The sequence below is a fragment of the Paraburkholderia oxyphila NBRC 105797 genome (genome assembly GCF_000685075.1).
Taxonomy (GTDB): Bacteria; Pseudomonadota; Gammaproteobacteria; order Burkholderiales; family Burkholderiaceae; genus Paraburkholderia; species Paraburkholderia oxyphila.
In genome coordinates this window covers 1-17,637 of the sequence record NZ_BAYD01000013.1, presented here as the reverse complement: position 1 = coordinate 17,637, position 17,637 = coordinate 1, and the positions used below count along the sequence as shown (strand labels likewise).

General features: G+C 60.9%; 21 protein-coding genes and 3 pseudogenes. 14 read left to right on the top strand and 10 right to left on the bottom strand.

Features of this window, described 5'->3' with window-relative positions:
- Positions 1–291 precede the first annotated feature (291 nt).
- Together BO1_RS11410 and BO1_RS11405 are read right to left on the bottom strand one after the other, a co-directional pair.
- On the bottom strand, positions 292–1,677 hold the full coding sequence (locus BO1_RS11410) for a hypothetical protein (RefSeq protein ID WP_028217672.1): 1,386 nt from the start codon (positions 1,675–1,677) through the stop codon (positions 292–294).
- A gap of 488 nt (positions 1,678–2,165) precedes the next feature.
- Entirely contained in the window at positions 2,166–2,354 is a 189-nt protein-coding gene (locus BO1_RS11405; RefSeq protein ID WP_028217671.1) for a hypothetical protein, read from the bottom strand.
- Positions 2,355–2,751: 397 nt separating this feature from the next.
- Here BO1_RS11405 and BO1_RS11400 point away from each other — a divergent pair, with 397 nt between their 5' ends.
- Both BO1_RS11400 and BO1_RS58980 read left to right on the top strand, forming a co-directional pair.
- Positions 2,752–3,102, top strand: a complete 351-nt coding sequence (locus BO1_RS11400; RefSeq protein WP_028217670.1) for a hypothetical protein — start codon at positions 2,752–2,754, stop codon at positions 3,100–3,102.
- A 299-nt stretch (positions 3,103–3,401) separates the two neighbouring features.
- Positions 3,402–3,554: a hypothetical protein gene (locus BO1_RS58980; protein ID WP_156992213.1), complete on the top strand. Its 153-nt coding sequence runs from the start codon at positions 3,402–3,404 to the stop codon at positions 3,552–3,554.
- 235 nt (positions 3,555–3,789) lie between these two features.
- On the opposite strand, the gene BO1_RS11390 is transcribed toward BO1_RS58980, so the two are convergent.
- Genes BO1_RS11390 through BO1_RS50620 form a run of 6 tightly spaced genes read right to left on the bottom strand, consistent with a single transcriptional unit; the run spans position 3,790 to position 8,743 of the window.
- Positions 3,790–4,518: an amino acid ABC transporter ATP-binding protein gene (locus tag BO1_RS11390; protein ID WP_028217669.1), complete on the bottom strand. Its 729-nt coding sequence runs from the start codon at positions 4,516–4,518 to the stop codon at positions 3,790–3,792.
- 1 nt (position 4,519) lies between these two features.
- Entirely contained in the window at positions 4,520–5,254 is a 735-nt protein-coding gene (locus BO1_RS11385) for an amino acid ABC transporter permease (RefSeq protein WP_028217668.1), read from the bottom strand.
- On the bottom strand, positions 5,251–5,955 hold the full coding sequence (locus BO1_RS11380; protein ID WP_043284541.1) for an amino acid ABC transporter permease: 705 nt from the start codon (positions 5,953–5,955) through the stop codon (positions 5,251–5,253). The genes BO1_RS11385 and BO1_RS11380 overlap by 4 nt, the downstream gene beginning before the upstream one ends.
- Positions 5,956–5,995: 40 nt before the next feature.
- Positions 5,996–6,811, bottom strand: a complete 816-nt coding sequence (locus BO1_RS11375; RefSeq protein ID WP_028217666.1) for an ABC transporter substrate-binding protein — start codon at positions 6,809–6,811, stop codon at positions 5,996–5,998.
- Between the two features lie 40 nt (positions 6,812–6,851).
- The gene (locus BO1_RS11370) at positions 6,852–8,072 is read right to left on the bottom strand and encodes an aminotransferase class I/II-fold pyridoxal phosphate-dependent enzyme (protein ID WP_043284539.1); all 1,221 of its coding nucleotides are present in this window, start codon (positions 8,070–8,072) and stop codon (positions 6,852–6,854) included.
- Positions 8,069–8,743 (bottom strand): RraA family protein, encoded by a 675-nt coding sequence (locus BO1_RS50620; RefSeq protein WP_043284535.1) that lies wholly within the window; start codon positions 8,741–8,743, stop codon positions 8,069–8,071. Before BO1_RS50620 ends, BO1_RS11370 begins: the two co-directional genes overlap by 4 nt.
- Positions 8,744–8,870: 127 nt before the next feature.
- On the opposite strand from BO1_RS50620, the gene BO1_RS11360 reads away from it, so the two are divergent.
- The 11 genes and pseudogenes from BO1_RS11360 to BO1_RS62275 all read left to right on the top strand — a co-directional run bounded on the left by BO1_RS11360 (position 8,871) and on the right by BO1_RS62275 (position 15,626).
- On the top strand, positions 8,871–9,770 hold the full coding sequence (locus tag BO1_RS11360; protein ID WP_028217664.1) for a LysR family transcriptional regulator: 900 nt from the start codon (positions 8,871–8,873) through the stop codon (positions 9,768–9,770).
- Between the two features lie 414 nt (positions 9,771–10,184).
- Positions 10,185–10,427, top strand: a complete 243-nt coding sequence (locus BO1_RS11355; protein WP_028217663.1) for a DUF4160 domain-containing protein — start codon at positions 10,185–10,187, stop codon at positions 10,425–10,427.
- Positions 10,411–10,659 (top strand): DUF2442 domain-containing protein, encoded by a 249-nt coding sequence (locus tag BO1_RS11350; RefSeq protein ID WP_028217662.1) that lies wholly within the window; start codon positions 10,411–10,413, stop codon positions 10,657–10,659. The genes BO1_RS11355 and BO1_RS11350 overlap by 17 nt, the downstream gene beginning before the upstream one ends.
- Before the next feature lie 34 nt (positions 10,660–10,693).
- Positions 10,694–10,855, top strand: a pseudogene (locus BO1_RS50615) (BrnA antitoxin family protein); the annotation flags it as partial.
- Positions 10,856–11,087: 232 nt separating this feature from the next.
- Positions 11,088–11,399 carry a hypothetical protein gene (locus BO1_RS58975; protein WP_156992212.1) on the top strand — a complete coding sequence of 104 codons (312 nt, stop codon included), beginning with the start codon at positions 11,088–11,090 and terminating at the stop codon, positions 11,397–11,399.
- A 231-nt stretch (positions 11,400–11,630) separates the two neighbouring features.
- The gene (locus BO1_RS11335) at positions 11,631–11,993 is read left to right on the top strand and encodes an aldehyde dehydrogenase family protein (protein WP_407669933.1); all 363 of its coding nucleotides are present in this window, start codon (positions 11,631–11,633) and stop codon (positions 11,991–11,993) included.
- 520 nt (positions 11,994–12,513) lie between these two features.
- A pseudogene (locus tag BO1_RS57315) lies at positions 12,514–12,769 on the top strand (MFS transporter); the annotation flags it as partial.
- A 526-nt stretch (positions 12,770–13,295) separates the two neighbouring features.
- A complete protein-coding gene (locus BO1_RS11325; RefSeq protein WP_028217660.1) occupies positions 13,296–13,724 on the top strand; it encodes a hypothetical protein in 429 nt (142 codons plus the stop codon).
- A gap of 56 nt (positions 13,725–13,780) precedes the next feature.
- Entirely contained in the window at positions 13,781–14,026 is a 246-nt protein-coding gene (locus BO1_RS11320) for a hypothetical protein (protein WP_028217659.1), read from the top strand.
- A gap of 84 nt (positions 14,027–14,110) precedes the next feature.
- The gene (gene narL, locus BO1_RS11315) at positions 14,111–14,770 is read left to right on the top strand and encodes a two-component system response regulator NarL (RefSeq protein WP_028217658.1); all 660 of its coding nucleotides are present in this window, start codon (positions 14,111–14,113) and stop codon (positions 14,768–14,770) included.
- 199 nt (positions 14,771–14,969) lie between these two features.
- The gene (locus tag BO1_RS62275) at positions 14,970–15,626 is read left to right on the top strand and encodes a hypothetical protein (protein ID WP_218002799.1); all 657 of its coding nucleotides are present in this window, start codon (positions 14,970–14,972) and stop codon (positions 15,624–15,626) included.
- Positions 15,627–16,069: 443 nt separating this feature from the next.
- Here the strand turns inward: BO1_RS62275 and BO1_RS60170 are convergent, their stop codons facing one another.
- Positions 16,070–16,228: a hypothetical protein gene (locus BO1_RS60170; RefSeq protein ID WP_167338329.1), complete on the bottom strand. Its 159-nt coding sequence runs from the start codon at positions 16,226–16,228 to the stop codon at positions 16,070–16,072.
- Positions 16,229–16,842: 614 nt separating this feature from the next.
- On the bottom strand, positions 16,843–17,151 hold the full coding sequence (locus tag BO1_RS11295) for a hypothetical protein (RefSeq protein ID WP_028217655.1): 309 nt from the start codon (positions 17,149–17,151) through the stop codon (positions 16,843–16,845).
- Positions 17,152–17,265: 114 nt separating this feature from the next.
- Here BO1_RS11295 and BO1_RS50605 point away from each other — a divergent pair.
- Positions 17,266–17,637 (top strand): annotated as a pseudogene (locus BO1_RS50605) (aldehyde dehydrogenase family protein); the annotation flags it as partial.

The following is a 17,637-nucleotide window of genomic DNA, read 5'->3' as shown; positions in this document are numbered from 1 at the left end:
CAATGCACGACAAACCTGGATCGCGGTGTGCGCCCGTGCCAGCCTTCGTGCAGGGTAACCACATATGGCAGTCGTGACCTTGACCTGCATGCGCTGGCTGACGCGCTGCCTTTCAGCGATGAGGCAGCGGGTGCCGCGCCAGGTGGCATCGGAAAAGATGAACCCTTCGGCGGGATTCGGCGTGACCTCGTCGACCCGGAACGCGACGATTTTTCGCGCACACCGGGCCCAGGCCACCTCGATGCGTTTGATGCGTCGTCACGCGAGGGGGCCTGGCACACTACCACCAGCTCACAACAGGATCGCCTGCTGCAAAAGTTCCAGCGCTTTCAGTTCGTCCAGGCGACCCGTGCGTGCTTTACCTGCCAGCGTCTTGATCAAGGCTTCCGCTATCGGTTCAATACCGTGAAGATTGTCAAGGCTGGTCACCGAAGCAAAGGGGAGCGGTACCGGGTTTCGCTGCGGTATCGCGGTGGCGGGGAGCGACTCCAGGGGCGCCGGTGCGGCTGCCGGGGCCTCACCATGACTTTCTTCAGGTGAGCGACCGGCAAGGTCGTCGGGAAGATCACTGACCGGATCTTGAGAGTTGACGACGATCGTGTCTTTCTCTCCCGCGACATCCGCCGACACAGGTGAGGGGCTTTCCGAATCGCCCAGGGCGCGGGTCCGCCCGCGCCCCTTGTGCGCCTTCGCATCGGTGGACTTCCCTGGCACGCCATCGTTGGTTACGGGCGCAAGCGGCTCGTGTTGTTGAGCCGAAACGCGACCACGCGGAGCAGGGGCGAGCATACGCGATACCGACTCCGGAATCTCGGCTTCGGCGCGTGGGGTGTCCAGCCAGCCGGCTGGCAAACCAAGGCGCTCCGTGAACCGGTTTGCTTCGACACTGTCCATGCGCTTCTTGCCATGTAGCCGATGGGCCATGTTGGATCCACTCATCGCCATGACCACCCCCAGTCTTGCTTTCGATCCGTTGCGACTCGTGAGCACGTGAAGGTTGGCGCGCCGGATGTTTTCTACCTCCGCGCCATCGTTGAGTGCCAGCGGTTGTTGTTGGGTCGTTTCAGGCGACGTCTTGTCCTTCGATGGCGAAGCTTTTCGCGGCGCATGAGGTTTGGTCGGTTCGGCCGTTTCGCTTCGACGATTCTTGACGGCCCTGGGCGACCCGCCCGTTGCATTCTTCGGCATTTGCGCTTCCTCGGACAAACTATCTTCAAAAAGGGGTTGTTGGCCGACGTCCAGGGCAGAAGCCGGCTTGGGTGTTTCCGGCTCGACGTCTGCTCCGTCGTCCGATTGAATGAGGTCGAGCGGTGACTTCAGGCGAGCGATGGTCTCGGCCGGGAGACCGGGATTGGGCCGGTCAAAAAAGCCCTGTGGCAACCCGAGCGTGGTTTCCATGTGAAAGGCGGTCTCGGGCGTGAACCGCTCGCCGTTCAGGAGTTCGGCCACGCGCGACATGCTGGATTCAAGGGCTATCGCGATATTCTCCGCGCCTACCGCATCGACCAGAAACTGAAACGATCGTGTTTTGAAAATGGAGGCAGTCTGGGTGGCGTCCCGGGGAGGCGCCTTCACATACGGTTGTCTCTGCCGGTTGGGCGGAGATTGCTTTTCGTGGCGAGGTTGGCGTTGGCCGCTGTCCCGGGATCCCGCATATCGCCCGCGGGGTTGACTCATAAGGTAGTGCTCCATGCAATCGTTGGCATCGTGAGTTTGCCATTATAGACAGCACGTCTCTCGCCCCTGCACGATGACGAGTTCGACGACGCCGGCGGCGCGCTACAGGGCTATGAAGCTTGCTCGCCCTTGCGGTCGCCTCGATGGCGCAACTGGAGCACCGCGAAGCGATCGGGAGCGAAGTGTCTGATGCACAGTACACGCACCTGGCCACCGGGAACGCGCTGACCGGGTCGTGCGTGTCCTGTACGAAGGCGTGCGCGATCGCGCGTCATGAATTACTCACGACCTCGACTTTGCCGTGTCGGTATGGGTGAGCTCTCGTAACCTTGCCCTGGGACGGTACGCACGCATAGACTTGCAGCGCGGCTCTCACTCCTGAACCGCGACGTGGGTATTTGTGTGGCCGCGGGGCTGCCCTGGGGCCTTTTTCCCGGGCCCAGGTGTAACGCGGGTCGCGCAAGCGCCCCAGGCGTCGCCGGCCTGGATCACTCCTTCACGTGCTCCTCGTCTGCGAGCCCAAAATATTCCCTTCGGCCTTCGAGCCATGTGATTTCCCCGTCATGGTCCTGGAGCGCGGTGAGCTCCGCTTCGGTCAGATCAATGACTTGAAGACCACCGAGTTCGTGGAACTCGTCATCCGTCTCATGAAACTGCTGCACGCGAACTTTGGGCATTGCGCTCTCCCCGTGTCGTGAGTTGATTCTATTCATCCCGCATGTTTTCTGCTGGCTTTTTATTGTTCCTCCGGCCCTATAAGGATGGCCGCTTCCACGCGACGTCTGGCTGTATCAAGTCAGGGGAATTTGCCGAAAGTTCTCCAGCAAGTCGCCATAAAAACGGCCAGCGACAACTGGAAGCTCGCCTGTCCCCTTGCTCGGAATAAAAGGACGGTATCTGCCCGTGTCCGAAAATTCTATCGGCTTATTCCTTAAATTAGATATGCAGAATGACGTTGGGGAGGCAGCAACCGGGACGAGCGATTCCTGTCGATGAATTCGGAAGCTTGATATACGAAAACTTAGGATATGCTAACCTTGGCTGACGCTAACAGCAGCAAAGCCGCGCTCGAGGATGAACGATATATTCGCGTTTTCTCAGGATTTCGAGCCGTTCCCCGAAGACCTGCCGAGAAAGGAGTGGCAGACAAAGTCGCTCGATTGCGCCATGGCCGATTATTGGGTGGCAAGCGATGGACGTGTCGCGCGCCGACAGTTTCTGAGCGACGATTACTTTGCCAGCGACACAGCCTCCTTCACGGCTTATTTGTTCCACTTCCGAAAAGGCGTGAGATTCGACCTGAAAGTCGTTGTCGCTCACGGGCGCATCCTGGAACTTCGGCGAGAGCGCGAACCTGAAGCGGGGGAAGCGGTGGATGAGTGGACTATCCCCGTACCTGATCCCGACGCTGAACGTCACGATTGATGCGAGCCGGTTCGCAGGCGACGGTTTGAAAGAATAGTAGCTATTCCGCGCAAGTGGGGCCTATCCAAAGGCCACGATATGCAATTGCGTTCACCGCAGTGCATCGCTCTGGCGCTGACTTCTGTTTAAACGCATCCCGCGTCGGCTGGCGCTTTGCCCCGGAACGTGCCATTGCTTCGATGTTCTGCAGGGTTTTGCCCGGCGCTGCGTCGCCTCGATGCGTTCGCTCTGCGGCGTTCGCGGACGCGCTGGTTGTGAGGGTGATTCCATGGTGATCGCCTGTTCTCTATCTGCCTGCGATGAAGAAGGTCGAGTTTGGCGGCGTGACCGGCAAGATCGCTTTCGACGCCAAGGGCGACCTTCGCGCTGCGACCGTGACGCTCTATCAGGCAAAAGGCGGCAAGTTCCAGCCAATCAGCACGGTGACGGGCTCGGGCACACCGGTACAGTGAGGCGCTAGCCAAAAGAGGGGCCGCGACGGATTGCTATTCGACGGGCGGTGGCCTTCACGGCGTCGCCCGTTGACGCGCGACTTTATGAACGGGACCACTACCTTGAAGCCGCGGAGCGCCGCCTCGCTTGCGGTGTACAACAGGCGAATCGCGCTTCACTGACACGCTTCCATCCGAAAAGCTCAGCGTGCGGGTTCCTTGCATGCCAAATTCGTGCCAACAGGCCCCCTGTTCCTCAGTGCGCCTTGATATCCGAGACGAAACGCCTTGCGCGTTCGTGCTGCGGATTCTGGAAGAAATCTTGCGGCGTGGCGCGCTCGAGTATCTTGCCGTCGTCCATGAAAATGACCCGATCAGCAACCTCTCGCGCAAAGTTCATTTCGTGGGTGACGCAAAGCATGGTCATGCCGCTGCGCGCGAGGCGCTTCATCACTTGCAGCACCTCACCCACCATCTCCGGGTCTAGCGCGCTGGTGGGCTCGTCGAACAGCATCACGGCGGGATCCATCATCAGGGCGCGTGCGATCGCGACGCGCTGCTGCTGGCCACCCGAAAGCGTGCCCGGATAGGCGCCCGCCTTGTGGCTCAAGCCGACCTTGTCGAGCAATCCCTTCGCCTTTTCCTCGGCTTCGCGGCGGCTAGCCTTCGACAGACGCAAAGGCGCGAGCGTCAGGTTCGTCATCACGTCCATATGCGGAAAGAGATTGAATTGCTGGAACACGAAGCCAGCCTGACGGCGCAGCGCGTTGAGGTTCGTGCCTTTCGCGTGCACCGAAATTCCATTCAGCACGATTGAGCCGCTGTCGATGCTGTCGAGGCCATTGATGGTGCGGATCAGCGTCGACTTGCCGGAACCGGACGGCCCGCAAATGACGACAACTTCGCCGCGCGCGATGGTTTCGTCGATGCCGCGCAGCACTTGATGGTGGCCGAACGACTTGTCGACCTTGTTCAGTTCTATCACTTCACTCTCCCGCGATGGTCGAAAGGATGGACACCGGCTGCGATGCCGCACGCGCCGTGCGTTTGCGGTTCATGCGGACTTCGAGGTAGCGCACGCTGCGCGTGAGCGCAAAGCAGATCACGAAATAGATTGCGGCCAGTAGCACGTAGACCTGGAGCGGCCGCGTCAGCAACTGGCTGTTGACCTGATTGGCGGCAAACGTGAGTTCCTGCACGCCGATCACGTAGCCGAGCGACGTCTCCTTGATCGTCGAAATGAACTCGCTCAGCATGCTCGGCAAGACGTTGTAGAGCGCCTGCGGCAAGATCACTCGACGCAGCGTGGTGACGTAGCCGAGTCCGAGTGCGCGAGCGGCTTCCGTTTGTCCTCGAGCAATACCTTCAATGCCGGCGCGGATCACTTCGGAAAGGTACGCGGCCTGATAAATGATCAGCGCGCAGATGAGCGTCACCACGCCCGACACCGTGACATGCGTAATCGCCGGCAAAAGAAAATAGGCCCAGAAAATCAGCATGAGCAGCGGCATGCCGCGCACGAACTGCACGAGCGCGAACGCGGGCAAGCGCAGCGCGCGCCATGGCGAAGTCCGGCACACGGCAATGAGCAATGCGATGGGCAATGAAGCGGAGATGCAGAACACGGCGATCAAAATCGTCAACGTCACGCCACCCAGCGGACCTTGCGGATATTGGCCGACCAGGAACGTTTGCCAGTACTGGCTGAGGATGTCGATCATCGTCTTGCTCCCGCAGCGTTGAACCGACGCGCGATCCTTGCGCCGCAGAACATGATCGCGAACGAGATCGCCAGATAGATGACCGTCGCGACTGCGAACGCTTCGAAGGTGCGAAACGTGTTGCTGTCGACTTCCTTGGCTTCATATGTCAACTCGGCGACGCCCACGGCCATGGCGAGACTGGTGTTCTTGAAGAGCAGCAATGCCTGATTCACGAGCGGGGGCAGCGAAACGCGCAACGCCTGCGGCATGATCACCGTGCGCATGGTCAGCAGATAGCTCATGCCGAGTGCGCGGCCGGCTTCCATCTGGCCATGGGGAATGGCGCGCAGGCCGCTGCGCAGGTCCTCGGAAACATAGGCTGCGGCGCATAATATGAGCGCGACTGCAGCGAGTGGAAACTCGCTGCCGTGAGTCGTGAGGTAGTCGCGCAACGCCGCGGGGAACAGGCTCGGCGCCGCGAAATACCAGAACAGCAATTGCACGACGAGCGGCACATTGCGGTGATATTCGACGTACGCGGCCACTGCGCGGGGGGCGCCAGGCAAGCCGCTTTGCCTGACGACGGCGAGTGCAGCGCCAAGGACAATGCTGCCGACCCACGCCACGCCAAAGAGCGCGAGCGTGACGAGCGTGCCGTCGATGAACCACCTCAGGTAGTCGCCGTGCAGCACCGCTGCGAAATCAAACTGATAGTGCATGGAGAAACTCCTCGCGGGACCCGTCGTGCAGGCCTGAATTTCACCCTTGAATCGCCGCGATCGTGAAGCCGCGGTGGATCTTGTATTCGCTACTGGTGCCGAGCCATTTGTCGAAGATCGCGGCGGCCTGGCCCGATCGCTCCATCGCCTCGAGCGCGTGATCGACGGCGTCGCGCAACGCGGGCTCGTTCTTGCGGATGCCGATGCCCCATTGCTCCGAAAACACGGGCTGGCTGATGATCACGAGCGGCGCTGCCGCATCCGCCTGGCGCTGCATCTTCACCAGCGCAAGCTCGGAGGCGCATAGACCATCGGCCTTGTGTTGCAGGATCGCGAGAAAGCCGCTGGTGGGGTCGGGGTAGCTCACGATGCTCGCCTGCGGCAGAACCTTTCGCACCGCGGGTTCCGCGGTCGAGCCCTTGACCACCGCAATGCGCTTCGTCTCCATCTGGCCGAGCGAAGTGAGATTCGCATCCTTGCGCACCAGCAGCTTCGAAGGCCCCGCGAAATAGGCGTCGCTGAAGTCGATCTGCTCCGCGCGTTGCTTCGAGTAGCCAAGGTTGGCCGCGACCACGTCCACGCGGCCTTGCAGCAGTTCGGGAATGCGGGCATCGACGGCAATCAGCTTGACCTGCAGCTTCACTTTCAATGCGTCGGCGATCGCCTTGCAGAAGTCCACGTCGTAGCCCACGATTTCGCGGGTCTTCGGGTCCTGAAAGGAGAAGGGCGGCGCGGTGCCGAGCGTTCCGCAAATGAGCGTGCCGCGCTGTTTGATGTCGGCAAGGGCATCGGCGTGCGCGAAGGCACCGTGCGCGAGCGCGATCAGGCTCGCGACCAGGGTGAGAAACCGTTTCATGACGTGAGTGTCTCCATCGTTGTGTCGTTATATGAGCGCCTTATTTAAGCGCTTCGCAGGCCGATTTGATGCGGTGGCAGGCCTCTTTCACTGTATCGAGTGCCGTGGCGAACGAGAGGCGAATGGATGGCGAGACACCATAGGCCGAGCCGTCGAGCACCGCTACCTTCGCATGGTCGAGCAGATACGCGGCGAAGTCCACATCGGAGCCGATGCGCTTGCCGTCAGGCGTAGTCTTGCCGATCACGCGCGCGCAACCGGGGAAGATGTAAAACGCGCCTGACGGCCGCACGCAGTCGAGCAACTCGACGGTGCCGAGGATGTGCATCGCGGCATCGAGCCGCTCGCGGAACGTCGCGACACAATGCTCGACGAAGTCCTGCGGACCGTTGAGCGCGGCCGTCGCTGCGGCCTGGCTGATCGACGAAACGCAGCTGAGTGTTTGCGACTGCAGCGTGACGAGCTGGCGAATCAGCGACGCGGGACCGACGCCATAGCCGATGCGCCAGCCGGTCATCGCATAGGTTTTCGATACCCCGTTGACCGACAGCGAGCGTTCGGCCAGTTCGGGCACGACTTCGAGCGGCGTGAGCGCCTTCCCTTTGCCGTAGTGGAAGTGCTCGTAGATGTCGTCGCTAAGCAGCCAGACGCGTTCGTGCGAAAGAATCACATCGGCGAGTTCGCGCAGTTCGCGCTCGCTGTACGAAGCGCCGGTCGGGTTGTTCGGCGAATTCAGCACCACCCAGCGCGTGCGCGGCGTGATCGCGCGATCGAGTTCGCTGGCTGTCAGCTTGTAGTCGCGCGCCGCCGATGCCGGTGCGATCACAGGCACGCCGTCGCTGAGCGCGACCATGTCGGGATACGACACCCAGTACGGCGCCGGAACGACGACTTCGTCGCCCGCGTTGAGGGTCGCGGCGAACGCGTTGTGCAGCACCTGTTTTGCACCGCTGCCGATGAATACCTGAGACGCATCGATCGTCACGCCGTTCTCGCGCCGGTATTTCTCGACCACGGCTTCGCGCAACGCGTGAGTGCCTGCTGCGCCGGTGTATTTCGTATCGCCGCGCGTGATCGCTTCGATGGCGGCGGCTTTCACGTGGTCGGGCGTATCGAGATCGGGCTCCCCGATCGAGAGATCGAGAATCGTATGCCCTTCGCGCATCAGCTGCATCACGCGCTCGCGCGCCGAACCGCTAGCCGATGGCTTGATGCGCGCAAGGCGAGCAGACGTGGGCAGGATGTTTGTGACCGTGCTCATCGGCATGCTCCCTGCAGGATGGCGATGCGGGCGTCGACCCACGTGCGATCGACGGCATCGTTCGCAAGCGCCGCGCGAAACGCCTGTTCCTTTTCGACGTGGCGAATCGCGTGCTCCAGCACCTCCGCGGCATCGTCGGGGCGAATCGCCAGCACGCCATCGGCATCCGCGACGATCAGGTCGCCCGGATACACCACCATGCTGTCGATGGTCACGACCGTGTTGATTTCGCCGGGGCCGTCCTTGTACGGTCCGCGATGCGTGACGCCGCGCGAATAGCAGGGAAAACGCGCCTCGCGGAACGCCGCTACGTCGCGCACCGCACCGTCGATCACAAAACCCGCCACGCCGATGCGCCGCGCCATCTGCATCATCAGGTCTCCGACCAATGCGTTGGCGCAGGCGCCACCACCGTCCACGACGAGGACGTCGCCGGCCTTCAGCACGTCGAACGCCTTGTGGATCATCAGGTTGTCGCCCGGCCGCGTCTTGACCGTCACCGCGTTGCCGACGAGCGGCGCGTCGCCGTGCCGGGGTGCGAGATGCATCGTGCCCGTGCAGCGGCCCATGCAGTCGCTCAATGCGGCAACCGGCAGGCCGGCGAAGGCCTCCCTTTGCCGCTCGTTCAGTCCCTGCGCGCGTGGCTCGATGCGTATGCCCGACTCTGTCATGCCTGTCTCCCTTGAAAGAATGGGCCCGTGCCCTTCACTGTTCATGGGTGCAGTCTAGGCTTCGACAAGAATGCAAAAAAGCGATAAATTTTCGCGAGATATCAAGAGAAAAATTCCTGGAGATGCCATGTATCCCACGGTCAAGCAACTGGAGGCGTTCCTCTCGACGGCGCGGCTCGGCAGCTTCAGCGCGGCGTCTGAGAGCCTGCACACAACGCAGTCGGCGGTGTCCAAGCGCATTGCGGAGCTGGAGGCGGCGTTGTCCGCCGAGTTGTTCGAGCGCAGCCAGAAGCGGCCCGCGTTGACGACGAAAGGCCGCGCATTGCTGCCGCTCGCCGCCCAGGTCGTCGATCTGCTGGCGCGCATTGGCGAAGAGATGCTCGATCCCGATCCGTTTGCGGGGCGCTTGCGAATTGGCGTGACGGAGATCTCGGCGTTGACATGGCTGCGACGCTTCATCGAGCACGCGCGCGAACACTATCCGCGTCTGACCATCGATCCGGAAGTGAACTCGAGCCGCACGCTGCTCGAACAGTTCGACGACAACGCCCTGGATATCGTGGTCGTGCCAAAGATCGACCGCTGGCCGTCGGGGTATTGCAACATCGTCGTCGGCACGCTCAGCACGGCGTGGGTCGCCAGTCCTCAGCGATTCGGCAGCAAGCGTCGTATCGAACCGGGCGAGCTGGCCGATTACCCGCTATTGCTGCAAGCCGAATCGTCCGTCACCGCCCGCGTTCATGAAGTGTGGCTGCGAGAACACGGTGTCTCCGCGCGCCTTGCCACTCGCACGAACAGCCTTCCCGTGCTTGGACAACTGACGATCGCAGGACTCGGCGTCAGTGTGCTGCCGACCGAGTTCTTCCGGGAAGAGATAGCGCAGGGCCTGCTCGCCGTGTTCGAGACAGAGGATGCATTGCCTCAGATCGAGTATCACGCGATTTATCGAAGCGAACGCGGCGAGCCTGTGTTGAAGATCGCAGCACTCATTGAAAGCATGTGTGTTTTTCACCGTGCATCCGATTAGGCACGCTTTCACACATTCGGTGGTTGCGCCGGGCGGCCGTCGTGGAAGCCATTTTGGAGCCCGGCGTCACCCGGCCATTGAGCCCCGAATGCAAACGTGCCGTTCAGTTAAGCATGAACGGCATTACGCTTAGCGCCCAGTTTTTCCGGCACCTATGCTCACTCTGTGAGCTTGTTCGGACGTGATGGACTCGGTCAGCTTTCGCAACGCCAGGGTCAAACGGGAAGTCGTTCTCACGCGACAAGAAGAAGGGCTGCTCCGCTTGGCACGCCCCTGATTCCCTGTCGCGCCGGACGCCTTCAGCGCCCCCACGCAGGAAACTCTGCTAACACAGTGCTCCTCTACCCACCCAGAAACTGCTTTGGGCGCCGACTTATTGACGGTACAATAAGTGCAATCTCAACGGGGTTGTCAATGCCTGTCGTCTTTCGATACAACGGTATCCGGTTCTTCTTCTATTCGAACGAAGGCGACCCTCGCGAGCCGGTTCACATCCACGCCCAGCTGGGCTCAAGTGTGGCGAAGATCTGGCTCTATCCCGACGTGCATGTGGCCAGCAGTTCAGGGTTCTCGGCAAAGGAGCAGGCGCTGCTGATGGATGCGGTCGAACAGAACCGCGAATTGATCGAAAGGAGGTGGAATGAGCACTTCAGCTAGAGAGCTGCGATTCGACGATTTCGTGATGTGGGTCGAGCTGGAAGACGGGCGCACGCTCGGCGTTCCGCTTGCCTGGTTTCCGAGACTGTTGCACGCAACGCCCGAGCAGCGGCTCCATTACGAGATCAGCGCAGGAGGGCTGCATTGGGACGAGATCGACGAGGACATCTCGGTTGACGGTCTGCTTGCGGGTCGCGGCGACATGACACATCGCCACGCCGACGCCGCCTGATGCGATGAGCAGTCCGCAAACGGCGCCCCCGAAACGCATGGGCCGGCCACCGCTCGAAAATCCGAAGGTCAAGCTGACAATGCGATACGACGCGGATATTGTCGAAGTGTTCAGGGCAACGGGCGAAGGCTGGCAGACACGCATGAACGAAGCCCTTCGGACGTTTCTGCAAGAGCATCCACTCGACGCACGCTGATCCAACCCCAGGGTGCTCGTCATGACCGATCGCCGGCCGTGGATTCGCCCCAGAATGATCAACGGCAACGAAGCCGCGGTGGAGTTCGATCCGGTCACGGGTATTGGCGAATTCCCGGGTCTCAGCGGCCAGGCAGACTTTCAGGGAACCGGCGAGGCGCTGGTTGAAGGCCGGCGTTCGCTGGCGATCCATATCGAGAGTTGCACCAGCCGCCTGGCACCGGGATCGGTGCATGAATCCCGAATCGCGCATCCAGATCACACCTGGGGTCGTCTTCTCGGCGACAGTCTTCACGCCTGTACCACACTCACGTTGTCCGAGCGTGCGGGACCGGGACACGCAGCACCCCTTCATTCGTCAATCCCCGACCCTGCAAGAGGGCAGCGTGATTTTCTCCGGCAGTGCAGACCGACGTATCGTGGACCTGCGCAATCCCCACCTTGCGCTGAGCCCATTTTCAGCGTTGCCGGTCGGCATGCTCGTGACGAACGGCGACCTGTTCCCGGAAGCACAATGGCGCGCGTCGAGCCATTACCCGACGTAGTGTGCGCCGCGCGGCATGTTTCACGTCATGGCGATTGATTTTTCCGGCACGGACCAGTCGCTATAGGGTCTCCGGCTCACTCGGCCCGAGAGCGCGTCTCCGTTTTCGAACGACGATCGTGCGCTCTGTGAGCGGCTCGTGCGTCATTTGAGGCGCGCGCTCGATTTGCATCGGTCGGCTCACGAGGATCGTTGTATTGCTTCGCTCTATAGCGAGGCGATGGAGCAACTGATGGTCGGCGTGATCGTGCTCCCTGAGCGCCTTGCCGTTCGTGAATGCGTAGCAGGGGCGCTATCGTTTAACGGGCAGCGCTGTACGGCAATCAAGATGATTTGGGTGCACCAGTCGATTGCGGAGCAATTTGTGAAGCGCTTCGCTGAGGCAGTCAATGCCCTTAAGCGAGGCATGCCGTGGGAGCCCGATGTCGTAATCACGCCGCTGCCTGACAAGCGCAAGTGCGAGTATCTGCTTGAATGCGTGGGTGATGCTCGGGAGCGAGGTGCAGAGGTTGTGAATGAAGGAGGCGGCAGTGTGGTTGAGACGCTCTTTCACCCCGCTGTTCGATGCACTTGTCAATCAGGTCTGCCGGATTAACCTGAACACTCAATGTCAACGCGGCCCGGACGCCTTTCCTTTTGCTGGCCGGAAGGATTCCGCAGAGGGCACGGTTTCCACGAAGGAAAGCGCTGATAACACAAGTCGCTCATCAATTCGATTGCGTTGGACGCAGCCGCCGAACATGCGTACGCAACGGATGACTGGAGCCTTGGCGATGACGCAACTCGTTTAATGCAGGAGATAGTCCGAATTTACGATGAACAAATAACTTTGGTTTGCCGTCGACGTTATCTGCAATGCACGGCCAAACTTGACCGTTTGCTCCGGATTGAAATGCCCGACAAATTGCGCAGAGGAATTCCGCATGCTGCGTGAGGACAAGATCGGGTCAACCGACTCCCTTGCTTCAAGTGGTGATTTTGTAGAGCCCGAAAGCCGAATCGAAACGATAACATTCTTCGATGTTAAATACCCTCGTCCGCACTGGGGAAAACCAGATCGGAGGCGGGAGCAACATTCGCATCGGGGATACGCCGTCTTATATGATAGACACCTCATGCCAGGCAAAGCCACCCGCATCGATATTTTCAGTTTGCGCACGGTCCCCATGCGCGTTTCAACTTCGATGGATCGCGTTCTTCGTTTGTTTCTTCGCGTGGTTCGCGTGTGCGCCATTAATGCCATTGTTTGCGAAGGAATTTCACCTGAGCCCGGCTGAATTCGCGAACATCAACACCGCATCGGTAGCCGCGACGATCTTGGCACGACTGAGCGTCGGTCCGATGTGCGACCATTTCGATCAGCTGCGCGTCTCACGGGACCTTCGCACAGAATTTTAAAATAATAAAAGGGATCAACTTTTTGAATCGGATGCAATCTCCAGTCCTACATTTATGTCGATATGGAAAAAGCAGCCGCTCCGCGATTCTGCCGTCAATGATGACGACGGCCTGCTTGATGCTGCCCGGCTCTAGCCGGCGCGCGAACGGTCGCCAGCGCGGATCGTCCATCGAATAGCGGGCACCGTTTTCGGTGATCCACGTCGAGTTGGGCTGGGGATCGGTGGGGAATTGCCGGTATCGCGTCATGTCCTCGTGCGTGAGCGACGCGTCGCACGGGAGCACTGTACGCATTGGGGTGAATTGTTTGATAACGAAGTGCCAGACAAACGGTCCTCGCGCGAGCAAATCTACCGGTAAGCGTCAAATCCGTCGTGGCTTTCTGGGTTGATTGCTCCCAATACCCCAAAAGGGGGAGCCCCCTCTGGCGGATTTCAAGGCGCTGTCGACCCGCCATACTAGAGACACGAATCGACGACAGATTTGGCGGAGCAGCATCATGAAAAGCCGTGATTTTCTGACCTATCAGCAGATCTTCGACCACGCAGTGCAGCACCTTTTCTGCCAAGGTCGCGCGGCGCTGCTGCCACTTGGTGGCGGCGCATATCGTGGCTACTGCGGAGGATGCCCTGTCGGCAGCCTGATCAAGCCTTCCGATTACACGACGGCGATTGAAGGGGTGCCGGTTCGCTATATCGGCAAACAGTCATTGGACGCAATACCAGCGTACATGGACGTGGGTATCGCCGCGCTGCGCAGGGCGCTGCTTCGCTCGCGGATCAATGTCTACGACCCGGTCGCAATCGAGCTGCTCAGCTGTCTGCAAAACGTCCACGACGTGTTCGGCAAGTGGGAGTGGCGCGAGCGGCTTCTGACGATCGCGCGCCAGTTCGGGCTGTCCGACGACCTCGTCAGGGCGGCCGCGTGAGCAACACGATGCTGTGCAGGCTGGATGTTCGAGAGGCGGAGTCAAGGAAGCAAGCGATGAACACGCAGAAACGAAGCCTGCAAGGGCTGGTGGAGAAGTGGCTGGCGCCGACCCCGGCCGTGCCGGCCCACGTGACGCAGTTCGGCCGCACGGCGGCGGGCAACACACGGTTCATCTGCGTCGAGGTCTCGCATCCGACCAATCCTCGAGCGCTCTTCTTCTTCCGGCACGGCGACGGCTGCTGGCGGGTCTTCCCGCCACCCGACGAACGGCCGGCGATGAGCTACCGGCAAGCGGCATAACGGCCGCGCGATTGCACCGGTGGTCTATGATGGAAGCGATCAATGGATCGTCGGCGTATTATCGTTATGTATGATGAAAGGACTATGGAATCGGTCCGCACCGTTCTTCTGATCGACGACCATGCGTTGTTCCGTCGAGGCGTGGCGCAACTCATCCAGATGAACGCGGGCTTTCACGTTGTCGGAGAAGCGGCGTCGGGGCTCGAAGGCGTCGGACTTGCGCTCGACCTTAAGCCGGACGTGATCTTGGTCGACCTCAACATGCCTGAGATGGGCGGGGTCGAGACGATCGCGCTGCTGCGCGAGAAAGGCGTTGACGCCCGCATCATTGTGCTGACCGTTTCCGACAGCGAACGGGATGTCGTGGCCGCGCTGCGCGCCGGCGCGCACGGCTATCTGCTGAAGGACATGGAGCCCGAGGAACTGTGTCTGAGCCTGCGCAAGGTGTTGGAGGGTATCGCGGTGCTCAGCGAGTCGGTGACCGGCAATCTCGTTCACGCGCTGTCGGGCGACCGGCCGCTTCACGCCAGCGAGACCCATCTCTCGGCGCGCGAGCAGGAGGTGCTCGACTATCTCGTCGAGGGCCTGTGCAATAAGGCCATTGCGCGCAGACTCGATATCAGCGTGGGCACGGTCAAGGTCCACGTCAAGCACCTGCTGCACAAGCTCGATCTTCATTCGCGGCTTGAAGCCGTCGTCTGGCATCGCGAGCACGTCGTGCGGCACCATCCGCCGCGCATGTGATTGCCATCATCATGCGCAGCGCGCGTTGCCCACGACGCGAGGCCCACATTACGAATAGTCCTGTCCGCTCGCACGCCTGCTGAGCGAAAGAGGCCGGCACGATCCGCGAGCTCATAACGAGAACAATTTCACTTCAAGAGATTCTGCATAAAATTGCTTCTTCGACGGACTCCTGAAGCAATTTTGTCACCTCGAAATCTTGCTGGACAGGTTGGAGCGCGAATACGGTGTAGCGGCGAAAATGGGGCGGCTGCGCGTGGCCTACAAGGAAACCATCACGCGCGAAGTGGCGGCTGAGCAAGGGCGTTTTGTCCACCGGACTGGCGGGCATGGCCAGTACGGCCATGTGATTCTTTCGCTGCACCCCGGCGCGCGCGGCTCGGGCATGCGCTTCGAAAACGCAATCACTGGCGGGGCTGTGCCGCGCCAGTTCATCCCGGCGGTGGAGCAGGGGGGCGCGATGCCGCCGAAACCGGAGCGCTGGCAGGCTATCCCGTCACCGACATCGAGGTGCGTCTCGAAGGCGGTTCCAGCCATTCCGTCGATTCGAGCGAATTCGCGCACCACGCCGCGGCCATCCAGGCATGCCGCGCGGCGTTCGGTAAGTCTGCCACTCTTATCGGAGCGCTGTCGGGCCTTTCAGTGGGCGCTTGCCGTCGATGATGGCTTTTGCTTCATCAATGGCAGCATCCAGCGCCCAGTTTTCGTGACGGTAGCCCTCTTCTTCAAGGCATTGAACCGGAATTTGCGTGGCGGGCTGAGCATCGGTGTCGTTCGGGATAAGCACGAAGCCGCGGAACCCGAATATCTGCAAATCCGCACCGCCGACGCCTTGTTTCGGGAGCGTTTGAACTGAATATTCAAAGCCGTTGTGCGTGTTTTCAGCGCGGGCCATATTCGTCTCCAGCGTGGTCGTCTTTGGATCCTGGCACCCGAACAGGGCGCATTGCATCGTTGGCGCGAACGCGGTTTGGCGCTATCTGCGCACCGGCAGTTCTCGCCCGAACCCGGCCGAGAAGGCACCGAGGAGGCGATCCGCTGCCGACGGAGATGCCTGGCGGCTGCGGACCACCACGGCTTCGCAAACGAACCGGAAATGGCATGACGAAAACCCCTCCCGCGCCCGTAGCCGCCGCTACCCTCGACGCTATTGCACTGGCATCAGCAGACGATCACGATGATCGCAGTCGGGGATGCCGCAAGCTGAAGGCGCATCTCCATTGGCAAAGCCGCAGTCCCGAATGCAGTCCGGCCAGGTCAGCCCCGCCTTGAGCGGGGCTTTTAATTCTGGCTGCGCCATCAATGCTTATGGTGCAACCAGTCCCGCACGGGATGCGTGTCCAGCCAGCGGGATTGGGGATTCCTGTGATGCGCGCGTTTGTAGTGCTCTGTTACCAATATTGCAGCTATGATCAGCGCAATCACCCCAAACAGCACACCCGTCATCGACTCGGCCATGGCAGCCTCCTTCCCAGGTCGGGGGCATGCTTGCATTTTAGGCGATGCGTGCGTGCAAACCGGCGTTTTGCGTTGTCCATTTTATTCCGGCGAGACGTAGCGTTACCCATCGATGGGTACGTCGAACTGTGTCCGACAACCTGGACATCTGAATGGCTCGACGTTACCTTGCGCCGGCAATGCGGCGAGCGGCTGCTCCTCGCCGGATGTTAAGTGCTACTGTGGTAGTGGGGATTTTCCCCAGTCATCCGGAGAATACGATGCCGTCAGACCCCGCCACAACATCCGTCGAGCCACCTGGGACGCGAGACAAGCCGCTCCCTGGCGCGACGCCTCAGACCGAGTCATCTGTACCGGATGCAGATAAAGAGGAGCCGGTACCGCACGAGCGCCCGCCTGTCCGGTCAGACGACAACTGACTATTCGCCACGCCCTCGGCTTGACGTCGGCCGAATGCGCACTGCGTAGCAGATCCACGCGTTGCGACGTGAAGCTGAAGGCGCCTATTCGTATTCGCTCTCAACCACGAGTGGACAGCCCATCAGAACGAGTTCGAATTTTTGGGTCCGTTTTGACGCTGGCCGCCGAAGCACAGCGTCGGCTGCGGTGGCGAGTTAACCCTGTGCGGGCCGAACAACGCTCAGGCCAGCTTCAGACATCTGCACCCAGTCGCTTGCGAACCTGGCGCGCTGCGGGCGCTGCACGCGGCAGCCCTGCAACTGCTCGTCGAGAGCCGTTTTGTCGAAACTCCCGCGCTGACACCGAGCGGTAATCGAGATGGCGGGCGTCGCATGATCGAAGAGTGGGGCGGCGAGGTGTCGGTGTGCACGAATGTCGATGGCGTCCCGGTCGATCTGTACGCCGAGGCACTGGCGGGTCCGGCTGCTCCTTCTGGTGTTCTTCACGCCGTCGAATGCGATCAACCTCGTCGACTACTACTGCCAGCTATATCACCGGTGCCGTCATCGAGGCCTCGGGCGGTCTGAAGCTGTGACCTTGCCAGGCGCATCGATCGTATCGGGTGCGTTGGCGCGCTCTCGTGTATCGCCGGATCGCGGTTGTTCGTGCAGCGCTCGATTTACGACGCGTTCATGAAGCGGCTCGTGGAAGGCGCGCGCAAGCTGCGCGTGGGCGACCCGTCGCGGCCCGATACGCAGATGGGTCCGCTCATCACGGCGAAGCATCGCGAGTCGGTGGAGCGCTACGTGGCGATTGGTCTGGAAGAGGGCGGGCGCCTGCTGTGCGGCGGCGAGCGTCCCGTGGGCGACGATCGCGAAAACGGCTTCTTCTATCAGCCGACCATACTGGAAGGACTCCAGAATAGTTCGCGCATCTGCCAGGAAGAGATCTTCGGTCCGGTGCTGGTGGCGATGCCCTTCGACGACGAAGCCGCGCTGATCGAACAGGCG

What these genes read in the sequence shown, in the direction of transcription:
- BO1_RS11405 (WP_028217671.1), bottom strand. Translation starts at nt 2,354, where the DNA reads ATGCCCAAAGTTCGCGTGCAGCAGTTTCATGAGACGGATGACGAGTTC.
- BO1_RS60170 (WP_167338329.1), bottom strand. Translation starts at nt 16,228, where the DNA reads ATGGCCGAGTCGATGACGGGTGTGCTGTTTGGGGTGATTGCGCTGATC.
- BO1_RS11370 (WP_043284539.1), bottom strand. Translation starts at nt 8,072, where the DNA reads ATGAGCACGGTCACAAACATCCTGCCCACGTCTGCTCGCCTTGCGCGC.
- BO1_RS50620 (WP_043284535.1), bottom strand. Translation starts at nt 8,743, where the DNA reads ATGACAGAGTCGGGCATACGCATCGAGCCACGCGCGCAGGGACTGAAC.
- BO1_RS11360 (WP_028217664.1), top strand. Translation starts at nt 8,871, where the DNA reads ATGTATCCCACGGTCAAGCAACTGGAGGCGTTCCTCTCGACGGCGCGG.
- BO1_RS11355 (WP_028217663.1), top strand. Translation starts at nt 10,185, where the DNA reads ATGCCTGTCGTCTTTCGATACAACGGTATCCGGTTCTTCTTCTATTCG.
- narL (WP_028217658.1), top strand. Translation starts at nt 14,111, where the DNA reads ATGGAATCGGTCCGCACCGTTCTTCTGATCGACGACCATGCGTTGTTC.
- BO1_RS11380 (WP_043284541.1), bottom strand. Translation starts at nt 5,955, where the DNA reads ATGCACTATCAGTTTGATTTCGCAGCGGTGCTGCACGGCGACTACCTG.
- BO1_RS11410 (WP_028217672.1), bottom strand. Translation starts at nt 1,677, where the DNA reads ATGAGTCAACCCCGCGGGCGATATGCGGGATCCCGGGACAGCGGCCAA.
- BO1_RS11325 (WP_028217660.1), top strand. Translation starts at nt 13,296, where the DNA reads ATGAAAAGCCGTGATTTTCTGACCTATCAGCAGATCTTCGACCACGCA.
- BO1_RS11350 (WP_028217662.1), top strand. Translation starts at nt 10,411, where the DNA reads ATGAGCACTTCAGCTAGAGAGCTGCGATTCGACGATTTCGTGATGTGG.
- BO1_RS11320 (WP_028217659.1), top strand. Translation starts at nt 13,781, where the DNA reads ATGAACACGCAGAAACGAAGCCTGCAAGGGCTGGTGGAGAAGTGGCTG.
- BO1_RS11375 (WP_028217666.1), bottom strand. Translation starts at nt 6,811, where the DNA reads ATGAAACGGTTTCTCACCCTGGTCGCGAGCCTGATCGCGCTCGCGCAC.
- BO1_RS11385 (WP_028217668.1), bottom strand. Translation starts at nt 5,254, where the DNA reads ATGATCGACATCCTCAGCCAGTACTGGCAAACGTTCCTGGTCGGCCAA.
- BO1_RS58975 (WP_156992212.1), top strand. Translation starts at nt 11,088, where the DNA reads ATGAATCCCGAATCGCGCATCCAGATCACACCTGGGGTCGTCTTCTCG.
- BO1_RS58980 (WP_156992213.1), top strand. Translation starts at nt 3,402, where the DNA reads ATGAAGAAGGTCGAGTTTGGCGGCGTGACCGGCAAGATCGCTTTCGAC.
- BO1_RS11335 (WP_407669933.1), top strand. Translation starts at nt 11,631, where the DNA reads ATGGTCGGCGTGATCGTGCTCCCTGAGCGCCTTGCCGTTCGTGAATGC.
- BO1_RS11400 (WP_028217670.1), top strand. Translation starts at nt 2,752, where the DNA reads ATGAACGATATATTCGCGTTTTCTCAGGATTTCGAGCCGTTCCCCGAA.